General features: G+C 33.2%; 13 protein-coding genes. 1 reads left to right on the plus strand and 12 read right to left on the minus strand.

The features are described 5' to 3' along the window. Positions 1–152: 152 nt before the first annotated feature. The 12 genes from pknB to gmk form a co-directional block, all read right to left on the minus strand. Positions 153–2,201, minus strand: coding sequence for a Stk1 family PASTA domain-containing Ser/Thr kinase (gene pknB, locus M4L39_RS07615; RefSeq protein WP_277581503.1), 2,049 nt, complete (start codon positions 2,199–2,201; stop codon positions 153–155). After that, a complete protein-coding gene (locus tag M4L39_RS07620; RefSeq protein WP_277581504.1) occupies positions 2,198–2,941 on the minus strand; it encodes a Stp1/IreP family PP2C-type Ser/Thr phosphatase in 744 nt (247 codons plus the stop codon). The genes pknB and M4L39_RS07620 overlap by 4 nt, the downstream gene beginning before the upstream one ends. A gap of 4 nt (positions 2,942–2,945) precedes the next feature. Then, a complete protein-coding gene (rlmN, locus tag M4L39_RS07625) occupies positions 2,946–4,040 on the minus strand; it encodes a 23S rRNA (adenine(2503)-C(2))-methyltransferase RlmN (RefSeq protein ID WP_277581505.1) in 1,095 nt (364 codons plus the stop codon). 3 nt (positions 4,041–4,043) lie between these two features. Continuing rightward, complete coding sequence (rsmB, locus tag M4L39_RS07630) at positions 4,044–5,351, minus strand: 16S rRNA (cytosine(967)-C(5))-methyltransferase RsmB (protein ID WP_277581643.1); 1,308 nt, start codon at positions 5,349–5,351, stop codon at positions 4,044–4,046. Between the two features lie 2 nt (positions 5,352–5,353). Further along, a complete protein-coding gene (gene fmt / locus M4L39_RS07635) occupies positions 5,354–6,286 on the minus strand; it encodes a methionyl-tRNA formyltransferase (RefSeq protein ID WP_277581506.1) in 933 nt (310 codons plus the stop codon). After that, positions 6,279–6,767, minus strand: coding sequence for a peptide deformylase (locus M4L39_RS07640; protein WP_277581507.1), 489 nt, complete (start codon positions 6,765–6,767; stop codon positions 6,279–6,281). The genes fmt and M4L39_RS07640 overlap by 8 nt, the downstream gene beginning before the upstream one ends. Positions 6,768–7,026: 259 nt before the next feature. Continuing rightward, positions 7,027–7,719, minus strand: a complete 693-nt coding sequence (locus tag M4L39_RS07645; protein WP_277581508.1) for a GNAT family N-acetyltransferase — start codon at positions 7,717–7,719, stop codon at positions 7,027–7,029. Between the two features lie 190 nt (positions 7,720–7,909). After that, positions 7,910–8,104, minus strand: coding sequence for a helix-turn-helix domain-containing protein (locus M4L39_RS07650; protein ID WP_277581509.1), 195 nt, complete (start codon positions 8,102–8,104; stop codon positions 7,910–7,912). Between the two features lie 753 nt (positions 8,105–8,857). After that, the gene (gene priA, locus M4L39_RS07655; protein ID WP_277581510.1) at positions 8,858–11,266 is read right to left on the minus strand and encodes a primosomal protein N'; all 2,409 of its coding nucleotides are present in this window, start codon (positions 11,264–11,266) and stop codon (positions 8,858–8,860) included. A 1-nt stretch (position 11,267) separates the two neighbouring features. Beyond that, positions 11,268–12,476 carry a bifunctional phosphopantothenoylcysteine decarboxylase/phosphopantothenate--cysteine ligase CoaBC gene (coaBC, locus tag M4L39_RS07660; RefSeq protein ID WP_277581511.1) on the minus strand — a complete coding sequence of 403 codons (1,209 nt, stop codon included), beginning with the start codon at positions 12,474–12,476 and terminating at the stop codon, positions 11,268–11,270. Between the two features lie 281 nt (positions 12,477–12,757). Then, entirely contained in the window at positions 12,758–12,973 is a 216-nt protein-coding gene (rpoZ, locus tag M4L39_RS07665) for a DNA-directed RNA polymerase subunit omega (RefSeq protein ID WP_277581512.1), read from the minus strand. Beyond that, complete coding sequence (gene gmk, locus M4L39_RS07670; protein ID WP_277581513.1) at positions 12,973–13,596, minus strand: guanylate kinase; 624 nt, start codon at positions 13,594–13,596, stop codon at positions 12,973–12,975. Before gmk ends, rpoZ begins: the two co-directional genes overlap by 1 nt. 159 nt (positions 13,597–13,755) lie before the next feature. Between gmk and M4L39_RS07675 the strand changes: the two genes are divergently transcribed. Continuing rightward, positions 13,756–15,453 (plus strand): Rqc2 family fibronectin-binding protein, encoded by a 1,698-nt coding sequence (locus M4L39_RS07675; RefSeq protein WP_277581514.1) that lies wholly within the window; start codon positions 13,756–13,758, stop codon positions 15,451–15,453. Positions 15,454–15,527 lie beyond the last annotated feature (74 nt).

Raw genomic sequence — 15,527 nt, forward strand, 5'->3', positions numbered from 1 at the left:
ATACTCTCTTCGCTCGTTAAGTGCCAGTTCAGTTCGCAAGCTCTCGCTTGCATAAGCAACACTAAACTCTCTTCGCTCGTTAAGTGCCAGTTCAGTTCGCAAGCTTTCGCTTGCATAAGCAACACTAAACTCTCTTCGCTCGTTAAGTGTTGCTAAAAATCATAAGGGATATCTTTATCAGCGATTATCTTATCATCAACTCGAATGGTATACCCAGCCGTCTCGCCTTTTTGAATCGTCATTGGAATTTTCACTGTTTTATTTTCTTTTATCTTGAACGTTTGTGAAGCTGAATCGCCTTCGTCATCTTTATCTCTTACATAAACTTTGACTTCTTGGCTTTCATCATCATCACCCGTATACTGTACTTGATATGTCTCTGTATACGTCTTGTCTAATTCATCATCTTTAGATTTATCTTCATCTTTTTTATCAGAATCTTCTTTGTCTTTTTCTTTGTCCTCATCTTTTTCCTCAGGTGCTCCTTTAGAAACTGTGAATCCAATTGTTGAACCTTCATCAACTTCTTCACCTTTTGGTGTCTGGCTGATAACGTGATCTTTTTTAACTTTGTCGTCGTCTTGTTCTTTGTTAACCACAACTTTAAAGCCTTTAGCTTCTAATTCTGATTTAGCTGTTTTGAAAGGTTTATCTTTATAATCTTCGACATAAACTTGTTTTATACCTAATGACTCAGTTAATTCGATATTACTATCATTCACTTCAACTTTATCGCCAGGTGATACGTTTTGTCCTTCGATTAAACCTTTAGCTACGTTTTGGTTCGTATAGGCTTGTTTTACCTTAGCGTCTTTAATGCCTAAGTCTTTCAACTTATCCATCGCTTCCGATTTAGGGATACCATAAAGACTAGGCATTTCTGTTAACTTAGGTCCTTTAGATAAAACGATATCCACCTTACTCTTCTGCTCTAAACGCTCACCTTTATTAGGTGTTGTTTTAATGATTTTATTTTCAGAGTATTTATCACTATACTCACGAGAAATTTCACCAAGTTCTAATTTATTATCTTTTAATATCGTTTCTGCTTCTTTTTCAGTCTTGCCAGATAAGTCTGGTGTTTCTAAATACTTACTCCCAAACATTCCCATAGCCATAAAACCAAACAAGCCAAATAATAATAGAATGATTACAATAGCATAGAAAAACTTCTTTTTCTTCGAACGTTTTTTTGTTGGCACTGCGTATATATGCTCTTCACTAGATTGGAATTGTTGTTGATTCACAATAGGAATTTGCATTGTTTCTTTAATGTTTTTATGTTGATTTTCTGATTGTGTTTGATTGGCAATTTCTTCTTTATTTATAGGCACTGTTTTAGTATTAGCATCATCTGAAAGGTATTTCGCTTCATGCTCTCTACTTTTTGACAATGCACTATCAAGATCTTCTTGCATATCTCTAACAGTTTTATAACGTTCATTTCTATCTTTTTCAGTTGCTTTTAGCACCACATTACTTATAGCTTGTGGCACGTCTGAACGATGATCAGTAACATTAGGCATCGGATCTTGTATATGCTTAATTGCAATACTTACTGCGGTTTCCCCTGAAAATGGTGGCTTTCCAACAAGCATTTCATACAATACTACACCGATGGAATAAATATCAGTTCCATTATCTGTAGACTTTCCTCGTGCTTGTTCTGGTGACAAATACTGAACTGTACCTAACACATGATTCGTTTCGGTCATTGTCGTTTCACTTAACGCTTTAGCAATACCAAAATCTAATATTTTTAAAGTTTTGTCCTTTTCCACCAATATATTTTGAGGTTTTATATCACGGTGGACAATTTTAGTATCATGCGCATGCTTGATACCATCAATAATTTGTCTTGTGAAATTTAACACAGTTTCAATATCTAATGGACGATTTTCTTGAATGTATTCTGATAATGTTGGACCTTTTATGTATTCCATCACTAAAAAGAAATTTTCTTCATTTTCTGTCACATCAAATACACTAACAATATTGTTGTGTGAAAGTTGAGTTAAGTTATGTACTTCACGCTCAAAACGTTTAATTGTTTCTTCTTTTTCACCCGATGGTATTCTAATTGCTTTAATTGCAACTTGTCGGTTGAGTATCGAGTCTTCAGCTAGATAGACAGTACTCATACCACCGCCACCAAGTTTTGTTATTACTTCATAGCGTTCATTTATTAATTTGCCTATCATACTTTATCACCTTCAATCTCAGCCAAAATTAAACTCACATTATCATTAGTATCTTGTGATAACGCAAGTTCTATTAAATTTTGTCCATGTGTTTCTAATTCATTATCTTGAATTAGTACTTCTTGAATCATATGATTACGTACAAAGTCAGTTAGACCATCAGAATTTAGCATTAAAAAGTCATAAAAGTTCGTTTTTTTCACAAAAATATCTGGCGTAACTAATTTATCTGTACCCATCACTTTCGTTATAATATTACGTTGTGGATGCGTAAATGCTTCTTCAGCGCTAATTTGGCCTATCATCATAAGATGATTCACGAATGAGTGGTCGTTGGTAATTTGTTCAATATCTCTGCTATTCACTAAATACGCACGTGAATCTCCAATATTTGCAACAACTACATAGTTATCAAACACTAATGCACAAACACAAGTCGTACCCATACCTTGATATTTTGGATTTTCTACTGATAATTGATATAGTTCACGGTTAATCGCTTTTAGTGTTGTTCTCAACCAATCTTCAGCTTGCCCTGCTTCGATGAGATTTTCTTCTTCAAATCGTCTTTGCAGTTCATTCATTACAAATTGGCTTGCGACTTCGCCTGCAAGATGTCCACCCATACCATCACAGAGTACTAATAACTGTTGCTCTGTTTGATTATAAAATACGCCACCTGCATCTTCGTTTTTATCACGATGTTGACCCGTGTCAGTAAAAAATTGTGCTTTTAGCATGTCTCTACCTCGTTTCTACTTTTCGTTCCTTCGCTCTTAATTGACCACATGCAGCATCTATATCTGCGCCTTGTTCACGTCTAATTGTTGCATTAATGCCTAAACGTTTTAATTCTTTCTCAAATTTAAATATGTCTTCTTTTGGTGTTTTAACGTAATTTCGTTCTGGCACGTGGTTTACTGGAATTAAGTTAACATGGCAATTTAATTTTTGAATTAAATGAGCTAATTCTCTAGCATGTTCAAGTTGATCATTGACGCCGCCAAACAAGCCATACTCAAAAGTAATACGTCTATTTGTTTTTTCTTGATAATAATTAATAGATTCCATTAACTTTTCAACATTGTATGCTCTGTTAATAGGCATTAATCGAGAACGTATTTCATCATTTGCACCATGTAAACTCACAGCAAAATTAATTTGAATATCTTCATCTGCAAAATCATATATACGTGGGATAATACCTGAAGTTGATACCGTAATATGACGGGCGCCAATATTCAAACCATTATCGTTATTGACAATTTTCAAGAAATCCATCATTTCATCATAGTTCTCAAATGGTTCACCAATACCCATGATAACGATTTGTGATACGCGTTCTTCTGATTCATCTAGTGCTTTTTGAACAGTAAGTACTTGGGACACTATTTCTCCCGCTTCTAAATTACGTTTCAACCCACCTAAAGTAGATGCACAGAACGTACAACCAATACGACAACCTACTTGTGTCGTAACACATACTGAATTCCCATATTCATGTCTCATAAGAACTGTTTCTATTGTATAGCCATCTTGTAGCTCAAATAAGAATTTAATTGTACCGTCTCGGCTTTCTTGTTTAACAACTGTCGTCATAGTTGTCATTGTAAAACTATCTTTTAAAATTTCTCTAAGTTCCTTAGATAAATTTAACATTTCATCGATGCTGTCTACGCGTTTTTCATACAGCCACTCAAAAATTTGTTTCGCTCTGAATTTTTGTTGACCATTTTGTATCAACCAATCTTGCATCTCGTCATATCTAATTGAATAAATGGACTGCTTTTCAAAATTGGGAAGAAACTTATTCTTTTTCTTCTTTTCTTCAGTAATCATAATTTAATTTTCCTTTCTTCTAATCCTAGTAATGAAAAAGCCATCAGAGTTGAAATCTTGAGGTAGTACTTGCATCGTTTTCACTTTTTCTCCAGTTATCGGGTGTTCAAATGTGTCAAATTCAAAATCTTTATTGTCTTTCAAAAATGTATAGACTACATTTTCATTCTCTAATTGTTCAATTGTACATGTAGAATAAACTAACGTGCCGCCTGGTTTTAAATTATCTTTCACATTATTTAAAATTTCCAATTGAATTTCAACTAATGATTGAATTGATTGTTGCGACTGTTCATATTTAATTTCAGGTTTATGTCTTAGTACACCTAAGCCACTACATGGTGCATCAACTAAAATCTTATCATACACTTTACCATATTTTTCAGTCGCATCGTGTTCAAAAGCAGAAATGTTAGACAATCGTAATTTTTTAATATTGAAATCTATCAAATCTATTTTATGTTCATAGATATCAGTTGCATCAATGTGTCCTGTGCCATTTAATACTTCTGCAATATGGCATGCTTTTCCACCTGGTGCACTACATGCATCTAGAACTTCATCGCCATCTGCTAATCCCATTAATTCAGCAACGAACATAGAACTTTTATCTTGTATTGAAACTAAACCATCTTTGAACATACGTGATTCGATAATTGGTTTGCCACTAATATGCAAACATGTATCAATCTCGTTATCTTGTTCTACGATATAATCATCTTCAACTAACCTTCTAATTGCATCTTCAATCGAAATCCTTGTTAAATTAACACGTACAATTGTCTCTACTTTTGTTAAAAATGATTGCGCAATAGCTTCAGTTTTTTCAATACCAAAGTGTGTTGACCAATGATCCACTAACCATTTTGGCAAGCTGTATTCGATTGCAATTCTCTTTTTGTCATCAGTAATTTCAGTGAAGTCTGGTAAGTTACTGCGCATAATATTACGTAAGATACCATTCACTACGTTACCATTATGTGGGCCACCCTTGCGCTTAGCAATTTCTACTGCTTCGTTAATAATTGCATGTTCTGGAATTTTATCTAGATAAACGTATTGATAAATACTCATCCATAATAATTGTCTTACCCAACCTTTGAGTTTCGTTTGAACGAAAGGTTTTAAAAGATAATCCAGCGAAAACTTTCTTTTTAACGTACCATAAACGAGTTCAGTAAATAACCCTTTATCTGCACGATTTAATTCATTATTAGATAATACTTCATTAATGATGATATTGCTATATGCCTTGTCATTGATGATGTCTTGTAAAGTTTCAAATGCTAACTGTCTTACGTTCGTGTCTATTGTCATAATAATACCTTCCCAACGAGTGACGTTTGCACGCCGCTTAAGTAATTTGCAGCAAGCATTCGTTTTTTACCTGCAACTTGTATGTCTGTTAAAGCAATCGCATCTTCGGAACCAGTCGCTACGATAATTGCTTTTTTTGTTGTTTCTATAATCGTACCTGGTTTTCCAGTTTTATCTTTTTCAATTTTAGATGCATATATTTTTAAGTTTCCTTCGTCCATAACCGTATAAGCAACCGGCCATGGTGACAGACCGCGAATATGGTTATATATCTGTTCGGCTGGAAGCGTCCAATCAATTTTCTCGTCTTCACGATTAATATTAGATGCAAATGTCGCTTCACTTTCATTTTGAGCAATACTGTCATTAGTTCCATTTACTATAGATGGTAAGGTTTCTTTTAGTAAGTTTGCACCTAGGAAGCTCAATTTCTCGTGCATCGTACCTACATCATCTTGCTGTTCTATCTCAATAGCGCGTTGAGATATAATGTCACCAGCATCTAGTTTTTTAACCATATACATGATAGATATTCCTGTTTCTTTTTCGCCATCAATAATCGCTTGATGAATTGGCGCGCCTCCTCTATATTTAGGCAACAATGAAGCGTGGACATTGATTGCACCTAGTTTAGGTGATGCTAATAATGATTCCGGTAATATTTGTCCAAAAGCTGCTGTGACGATTAGGTCTGCATTTAAATCAATAAGTGCTTTTAAGTCTTCTGATTGTGCTAATTTTTCTGGCTGATAAACCGCAATGTCATGAGCTACTGCCACTTTTTTTACAGGTGGTGGTGTGAGTGTACGTTTTCTACCAACCGGTCTATCAGGTTGAGTTACAACCGCGATTACATCGTGTTCCGCAATTAACATTTCCAAAACTTTAGTTGAAAAATCAGGTGTTCCCATAAATATTATTCTACTCATTGTCAAAATACGCCTCCATTTCAGCTTCATTCAAAAATTTACTTACGCGCTCAGTAAATAACTTACCTTCAAAATGGTCAATCATATGTAATATCATACGTGCAATATCATCATATGCTGTCATTTCAACTTCATTACCATTTTTATCATTACTTTTAACAACGATCATTTTACTTCTCGTCACTTCACCATATACGTTAGGTATACTAATGGAACCTTCTAAATCTGTAACTTTCTCATTAGATTCGCTTATTAATTGAGGATTAACCAGTTGTAACAAGCCATCTACTTCCATATCTATAATCGCCACTTTTTGCGATATACCAATTTGTGGTGCACATATAGCGGATGCACCCACGTCATACATTGTATCTTCTAAATCGAGTAACAACTCCGCTAATTGAGCGTCAAATAAAGTAACATCAGGTATTGATCTTTTTAGAATTGGGTGTTGACTCGTAACAAGCTGTTTAATTGTCATCATATTTCTCCTCACAAAAATTCATCATATCATTATAACTTATTTTGACCAAAAATGCATCATGCATTGTGCAACTGCTAATTTAAATAGCCGTGCTATCTGTTCATAATACAACTCAAAAAACATTTCATAACTTTAAAATACTAAGTATAGCTTAACAATAATAAACAAAACGAAGGAAATATTTTATCAGTTAACAATAAAATATTTCCTTCGTTTTGTAGATAATTCGATTATATAAATGTTAATTTTCTTTCTTTTATTCCATAGACAATCTAGTAAGCTGTATACCGAATTCATCAAAATTATACGCATTCAGCCATTTTTCAAATTTACTTTTATATTCATACCATTCATTGTCTAACATTGATAACCAGCAAGTATCTCTACTTCTATTTTTATAAATTGTATGATTTCTAAAAATACCTTCATATTTAAATCCAAGTCTTTTGGCTGCCTTAATAGAAGGTTGATTCAGCGCATCACATTTCCATTCATATCTTCTATAACCTAACGTTTCAAAGACATAATTTGCTAATAAATATTGCACCTCAGTTGCAATACGTGATTGTTTTAAAACATTTGAATAGTGAATATGCCCCACTTCGATAGATGCATTTTTTTGATTTATTCTTAACAACGACAAAATACCAACCGCTTCATCTCTCTCACTATCGATAATCGCAAAGAAATAAGGATCCTTCGATTCAATTTTATTATTTATGTAGTCTTTAAATTGACTAAAATCTTGTGTTTGTTCATCGGGTAAATACGTCCAATTCGGTGCATCTTCTTCTGTACTAAAATGACTGAATAAATCATCTATATGTTGTGTTGACAATTTTTCCAAACGACAATATTGCCCTTTTAATAACTCCGCTTCAGGAATATAAGGCATTTCAAAATCTTTTAGTATTTCACCAATTGGCTGATTATATTTATTATATACCATTGACACATCGCCCCTTTATTCACTTGTACTATGCTGAGCTTTATAGGCCCACTATACACTAATATTTTAAATTTTTCTAATCATTTTAAATACTAATTCATGGCGCTAAATTTAATGTATAACAAGTGAGACGATACTCATATTTTATGGTTAAATTACTCATTTAGATGAATTTTAAAGTCTGTTTGGTTCACATTAAATCTTCAGAGGTTGTATTAAAAAATTCGGCCAATATTTGTGCATCTTCATTTTTTAATTTTGTTTGCTTACTTTCTATGCGTTCAATTAATTCAGGACTTAATTCTGTATTATATAAAGATGCGATACGATTTGATAATTCAACTATACTTAATCCTGTAGCTTCTCTTTTATTCATTAAACTCATAGACAAATCCCCTTAGACATTATATTTACATGATGAAAACTGTTCACCATTGTATTTTATTGCTGATTTAAAAATCTAGATCTCTGTTTTAGATAAGTACGATATCAATTTATATTGGACTCGTTACTATTCAATATAACTGTACAACGCATTAAATGCAAATTTAAAATTGATATGTTTTTTATAAATTAAATATAGATATATAACAATTATTATAGACATTTAAAATTTTAAAAACAAAAAATTAAAAAGGCCTTTATAATAAATGATAGCTCGCTATTTACTTTTAATTACATTGTTAATTTAACTTAAAGATTTAATTACATTCTCCCTCTGTTATTGATTTTACTTATTCTTTTATAATATGGTTACCATATACTTTTGAAAAGGATGAATAAGTTTGGAAAAAGAAAACTGGTTTATAGCTATTCTAGTAATACTTATGTTTTTAGCGTATTTATTTCCCTTCATAGATGCTATTTATAATCATTAACGACATTAATGAATCGTTTTTTCCTCACATAAACTCCTCTAATATAATATTTTTACTCCTGCAAATCGTCGAATTCCACATATATTAAAGGGCTTTGTAAACAATTATTCAAATATATAACAGTAAAAAAGACAAACAGTTAATTGAGACTTAAAATATGACTCAAGTTAAACTATTTGTCCTTTTTCTGGACTTTATTTAATTCTACAAACGTTTGTATCCTTTAAAACTATTGTAGTCAGGACATTTAAACGAGCTTCTTACATCATCATTTGAGGATTAATATCAATTTTTAATGATAACTTGTCTTTTAAATATTGATCGTGATAATAATCATCTAAATACTTAAGCGCTTCATGTAATGCTGGTTCACTTTTATATTTAATTAAGATTTGGAAGCGGTATTCATTATTTATTCTTGATAATGCTGCTGGTGATGGCCCTAATACTAATGCTTTATCTGATAAATGCTGTAATAAAATTTTATGAATATGTTTCGATGCTTCCATTACTTTCTTCATATCTTTGTGTGAGATAGTGAAATTTATTAAAAAGAAGTAAGGAGGATATTTCCCTATTTTTCTATAATTCATTTCTTTGTTAAAGAAAGCTGTATAATCATTTTCTTGAACATCTTTAATCGCGTAATGTTCTGGATTATAAGTTTGAATGATAACTTGCCCTTCTTTTTCGTGACGTCCTGCACGCCCAGATACTTGTGTTAATAATTGGTAAGTACGTTCACTTGCTCTGAAGTCAGGAAGGTTTAGCATCGTATCTGCGTTAAGTACACCTACTAGCGTGATATTAGGAAAATCTAACCCTTTTGCAATCATTTGAGTTCCTAATAGAATATCTCCTTTACCTGTGCCAAAATCATTTAATAATTTTTCATGAGCTCCTTTGCGAGACGTAGTATCAACATCCATACGTATAATTCGCGCTTCTTGGAACACTTCTTGTAATAATTCTTCAACCCTTTGCGTACCTGTACCAACTTGTCTTATATGTTCACTTTCACAATTAGGACATTTGTTCGGAGGTGTTTCTTGGTGACCACAATAATGACACTTCAATTGGTCTGAGGACTTATGATAAGTCAAGGAGATATCACAGTTAGGACATTGTGGTACATGACCACAATCTCTACATAGCATAAATGATGCATAGCCTCGACGATTTAAAAACAATACAATCTGTTCTTGTTTATCTAAACGATTTTGAATTGCTTCACGTAATTGTTCTGAAAACATAGATCGATTGCCTGAACTCAATTCAGCTCTCATATCAACGATTTCAATTTCTGGTAACGCTTGTTGGTTGACTCTGTTAGGTAAAGACAATAGTTCATAAACACCCTTATCAGCACGCGCGTATGTTTCTAAACTCGGTGTGGCACTCCCTAGAATCAATGGGCATTGATGATATTGACTACGCCATTGGGCAATATCACGTGCATGGTACCTAGGATAGTCCTCTTGTTTATAAGATGATTCATGTTCTTCATCAATAATGATCATGCCTAAATTTTTAAATGGTGCAAAGACACTTGACCTTGCGCCAACACTTACCCGAGCTTTACCATCTCTGATTTTTTGCCATTCATCATAGCGTTCACCTTTCGACAAACCTGAATGGAGCACCGCGACTTCATCACCAAATCGTTGCTTAAACCTTAAAACCATTTGTGGGGTTAAAGCAATTTCAGGCACTAGCATCATAGCTTGTCTATCTAAATGCAACACCTCTTCAATTGTTTGCAAATATACTTCAGTCTTTCCTGAACCCGTCACACCATGGAGTAAAAAGGTTCTTTGCTCATGTGCCTTAATAGTTTTAAGTATTGCTTCAAACGCTTGCAGTTGATCAACTGTAAGTTGTTGCTTTTCGTCTTGTTCAAATACACGTGTTTCAAAAGGATCACGTTCCACGATTGCATCGTATTTTTCAACAAAGCCTTTGCGCGTAAGTGTATCAATACTCGATTTTGAAAAGTTCATTTCTTCTAATTGTTTCAGTAATACAGTATGATGACGTTCATCAATTAAATAAGCATATAAATCATATTGTTTTTGAGACTTTTCTAAAGAACCAAGTACAGCGTCATATTCAAAGCCTTCTATCACTCTCACAGCACGTTGTTTCTTTTTGCTGAGACTTTGAGAAAGTAATGTGACTTCACTAATATCACCTTGCTTCAATAAAGGAGAGATGACGGATAGGTCGTCATTATACTGCGCTTCTTTATACGCATAATGCCCTTCACTATCGAAACGTCGACGTAACTGTTCCGGAATCGCTTCCTCATTTTCAATTGAAAAAACTTTTGTATACTTAGCTTTAATTGCACTCGGCAACATCACTTCTAACATAGAAATACGCTTCGTCACAAAGTAATTATTGTACCAATCCGTTAACTTAATGAGTTCCTCAGTTAATTCTGGTTTAATATCTTGAATTTCTTTTATCTCTTTTAGCTTGGCTATGTCTATATTTGCGTCAGGTTGTTCTGTTATTTCCATAATATAACCTTGAATTGTTCTAGGTCCAAAAGGCACAATGACACGCATACCCACTTGTATCATAGATTGTAATCTTGTAGGAATAATATAATCGAACGTAAAGTCCACACTTTTCGAAGGTATATCAACAATTACTTTTGCTATCATTTTATTCCCACCTTGTTTCTAAACTATCTAAGATATGCTCCGCTAATATGACTTTTTTGTGTTTTCCTAAGCTAATAGGATTTCCATTTTTGAAATACATCGTATAGTCATTATCGTCTGAACTAAATCCTATTGAACGATCTCCTACGTTATTAGCAATAATCACATCTGCATTTTTATGTTGTAATTTTTTCTGAGCATATGTTTCAATATTTTGTGTTTCAGCAGCAAAACCTACTAAGAATTGCTTTGTTTTATGTTCTCCTAAATATTTCAAAATATCTGGTGTACGTTTAAAAGTTACAGATAACGTACCGTCTTGTTTTTTTAGTTTGTGCTTTAACATTTCAGCAGGTGCATAATCTGATACTGCTGCAGCTTTAAATATGATATCTTGTTCATCAAAGTGTTTTTTCACCGCTTCAAACATTTCCTCAGCGCTCTGAATTTGAACAACATTTACATTTTCTGGAGGTATTAGGTGTGTAGGTCCAGATACGAGTGTAACGTTAGCGCCACGCTTAGTTAGTGATTCCGCCAATGCATAACCAATTTTTCCTGATGATCGATTAGATAAATAACGTACTGGATCTAACTCTTCGACAGTAGGTCCGGCAGTGATTAAAGCATTAATTCCTTCAAATCGACTGTCTGTTGGATAAGATGCATGATCATTTTCTTTGAAAAATTGGTTTAATCTTTCAACGATTTGCAACGGCTCTTCCATGCGTCCTTTCGCAACATAACCACATGCTAAAAAGCCTTCACCAGGTTCGAGAAAATAATAACCATCCGAACTTAGTGTAGCAAGATTATGTTGTGTTCTATTATTTTCATACATATGCACATTCATCGCTGGCGCAATAAATTTAGGTGTTTCCGTAGCGAGTAATGTTGACGTCACCATATCATCGGCAATACCATTTGCAAGTTTGGCGATTGTATTTGCTGTTGCTGGAGCCACTACGATTGCGTCCGCCCAATCACCTAATGCAACATGTTGTATTTCCTCTGGGTTTTGTTCTAAAAAAGTACTTGTATAAACTGGATTTCTACCAATTGCTTGAAAAGCTAATGGAGTCACAAACTCTTGTGCATGATCTGTAAGCATGACTCTAACATCATAGTCTGCTTGCGTTAATTTACTTGTTAAATCAATTGCTTTATACGCAGCAATACCACCCGTAACAGCAAGTAATATTCGTTTCATTGAAAATCCCCTCCAAATGATTTAAATATGACCTTTCAATAGGTTATAATTTTTTATTTATAAATAAAACAAAGACTAATTTGTAATTTAATACATTAAATACATTAAATACATGATTAATCATCATTATACACAATTTATTAATCAAATAAAAAAAGAGCGGGACAGAAATCAAAATTTGATTTCGTATTCCCGCCCCCACAAGGCTAGCTAGAAAAAATTGGAAAATTTTAACTAGATCCGCATTAGTTGTATTTCCGTATTTCAAGATTAACTTTTAATTATTTAGATGGTATTTTGTAAAGTCCGTTTGGATAAACATCTCCGCCAGCGATTTCTTCTAGCGCCTTACCTACAGGTTTTTTTGCATCATATTTACTTAACAATGCAGTTTCTGGATTTTCATCTATTTCACGAGCACGTTTTGCAGCAGTAGTTGCAATTAAATATTTTGAATTAACTTTTGCTGTTAATTCATTTAATGGTGGGTATAACATTATTTTTTTGCCTCCAATATCATTTTTCTATATTTTGCCTCAATACGTTCTCTCTTCAAATGCTCAGCTTCTACAATAGATTGAATACGTTGTTTAGCTAACTCTACTTCATCATTAACAACAACATAATCATACAAGTTCATCATTTCTACTTCTTTACGCGCTTCATTCACACGACTTTGAATTTTCTCATCAGATTCCGTACCACGACCAACTAATCGTTCACGTAAATGATCTAAACTTGGCGGCGCAAGAAAAACAAATAATGCATCTGGAAATTTCTTACGTACTTGTTTCGCACCTTCTACTTCAATTTCTAAAAATACGTCATGACCTTGCTCCATTGTATCTTTAACATATTGAACTGGCGTCCCATAGTAATTGCCTACGTATTCAGCATATTCTATAAATTCATCTTGTTTAATTAATTCTTCAAATTCTGCTTTGGCTTTGAAAAAATAATCAACACCATCTACTTCACCTTCACGTTTATCACGTGTCGTCATCGAAATAGAATATTTATAAGATGTGGTTGGATCATCAAATATTTTTTTTCTAACTGTCCCTTTTCCTACACCAGAAGGTCCAGATAGTACAATCAATAAACCTTTCTCATTATCCATGACTTACTACCTCTCTAAGCTAATCTTCTATTATTTACATATGATACCATAAGAAACATTCAATTGTATAGCGTCCCACAACACAAACTTTGCTCATGACCTAATCTTTACGCCATGTTACAATATGTAGAATGACTAAAAATAAGGTGGCTGATAGTAATGGCATATGATGGTTTATTCACTAAAAAGATGGTGGAATCTCTACAATTTCTTGTAGGTGGTAGAATCCACAAAATAAATCAACCAGAAAACGACACACTTCTTGTCGTTGTGCGTCAAAATCGTAAAAATCATCAACTTCTACTTTCTATCCATCCAAGTTTTACTAGAATGCATTTAACTAATAAAAAATATGATAATCCATTTGATCCTCCGATGTTTGCACGTGTATTTCGTAAACATATTGAAGGTGGCTTTATAAAAGCAGTAAGACAAATCGGTAATGATAGACGTGTAGAAATAGATGTACAGAGTAAAGACGAAATTGGCGATACAATACATCGTACAATTATTTTAGAAATTATGGGTAAACACAGTAATTTAATTTTAGTAGATGAACAGCGCAAAATTATTGAAGGCTTTAAACATTTAACACCAAATACAAATCAGTATCGTACTGTAATGCCTGGTTTCCAATATGAAGCACCACCTGCACAAAATAAAATTAACCCATATGATATATCTGGAGAAACTGTATTAAAATATATAGATTTTAATAGTGGGAAAATAGCGCGACAATTACTAGACCATATAGAAGGTTTTAGTCCATTGATCGCTAATGAAATTGTAAGTAGAAAACAATTTATGACTGCTCAAACTTTACCTGAAGCATTTGATACAGTAATTGAGGAAACTAAAGGTGAACCTACACCTGTTTTCCATAAAAATCATGAAACAGGTAAAGAAGATTTTTACTTTATAAAATTAAATCAGTTTTATGATGATGTTGTAGAATACGATTCATTACATGATTTACTTGATCGCTATTATGACGCACGTGGTGAAAGAGAACGTGTCAAACAACGCGCCAATGATTTAGTTAAATTTGTACAACAACAACTCCATAAATATCAAAATAAATTAAGTAAATTAATTGATGAACAAGAAGGTACAAAAGAAAAAGAATTACAGCAACTATATGGTGAGTTAATAACAGCCAATATTTATCAAATTAAACAAGGCGATAAAGAAATCACAACACTTAATTACTATACTGGTGAAGAAATTACAATTCCTCTTAACCCAACCAAAGCACCGGCTGTCAATGCGCAGAATTATTATAAAAAATATAACAAGTTAAAAACAAGAGCACACGAGTTACTTCGTCAAATTGAATTAACTCAAGAGAATATTGCCTATTTTGAAAGTATTGAACAGCAGCTCGCACATATCTCTGTTGATGATATTGACGATATCCGAGATGAGCTAGCGGAACAAGGCTTTATGAAACAACGCAAACAAAATAAGAAGAAAAAGAAACAATCCATTCAATTACAAGAATATGTTTCAACTGACGGCGATACGATTCTTGTTGGAAAAAACAATAAACAAAATGATTATTTAACTAATAAAAAAGCAGCAAAAAATCATCTTTGGTTCCACACGAAAGATATACCAGGTTCACATGTTGTGATACTTAGTGATGCACCAAGCGAAGATACAATTAAAGAAGCGGCCATGTTATCCGGTTATTTCTCCAAAGCTGGTAATTCTGGACAAATTCCAGTAGATTATACAGAAATTAGACATGTACACAAACCTTCAGGTGCCAAACCAGGCTATGTCACATACGATAATCAAAAAACGCTTTTTGCTACACCCGATTATGACCACATTCAAAAAATGAAAGTAAAGTAACTTTTCAGAACTGTAACGATCATCAAAATGCATAATAAAAAAGCTAGGATAAAATCGTTAAATATTTTTTCGAA

The organism is Staphylococcus equorum, from assembly GCF_029531845.1.
In the GTDB taxonomy this organism is placed as follows: domain Bacteria; phylum Bacillota; class Bacilli; order Staphylococcales; family Staphylococcaceae; genus Staphylococcus; species Staphylococcus equorum_C.

Excerpts from the sequence above, each read along its gene's own strand:
- rpoZ (WP_277581512.1), bottom strand. The coding sequence starts at position 12,973 with ATGTTATACCCACCATTAAATGAATTAACAGCAAAAGTTAATTCAAAA.
- M4L39_RS07675 (WP_277581514.1), top strand. The coding sequence starts at position 13,756 with ATGGCATATGATGGTTTATTCACTAAAAAGATGGTGGAATCTCTACAA.
- fmt (WP_277581506.1), bottom strand. The coding sequence starts at position 6,286 with ATGAGTAGAATAATATTTATGGGAACACCTGATTTTTCAACTAAAGTT.
- M4L39_RS07620 (WP_277581504.1), bottom strand. The coding sequence starts at position 2,941 with ATGCTAAAAGCACAATTTTTTACTGACACGGGTCAACATCGTGATAAA.
- gmk (WP_277581513.1), bottom strand. The coding sequence starts at position 13,596 with ATGGATAATGAGAAAGGTTTATTGATTGTACTATCTGGACCTTCTGGT.
- rlmN (WP_277581505.1), bottom strand. The coding sequence starts at position 4,040 with ATGATTACTGAAGAAAAGAAGAAAAAGAATAAGTTTCTTCCCAATTTT.
- M4L39_RS07640 (WP_277581507.1), bottom strand. The coding sequence starts at position 6,767 with ATGACAATTAAACAGCTTGTTACGAGTCAACACCCAATTCTAAAAAGA.
- pknB (WP_277581503.1), bottom strand. The coding sequence starts at position 2,201 with ATGATAGGCAAATTAATAAATGAACGCTATGAAGTAATAACAAAACTT.
- M4L39_RS07645 (WP_277581508.1), bottom strand. The coding sequence starts at position 7,719 with ATGGTATATAATAAATATAATCAGCCAATTGGTGAAATACTAAAAGAT.
- priA (WP_277581510.1), bottom strand. The coding sequence starts at position 11,266 with ATGATAGCAAAAGTAATTGTTGATATACCTTCGAAAAGTGTGGACTTT.
- coaBC (WP_277581511.1), bottom strand. The coding sequence starts at position 12,476 with ATGAAACGAATATTACTTGCTGTTACGGGTGGTATTGCTGCGTATAAA.
- M4L39_RS07650 (WP_277581509.1), bottom strand. The coding sequence starts at position 8,104 with ATGAGTTTAATGAATAAAAGAGAAGCTACAGGATTAAGTATAGTTGAA.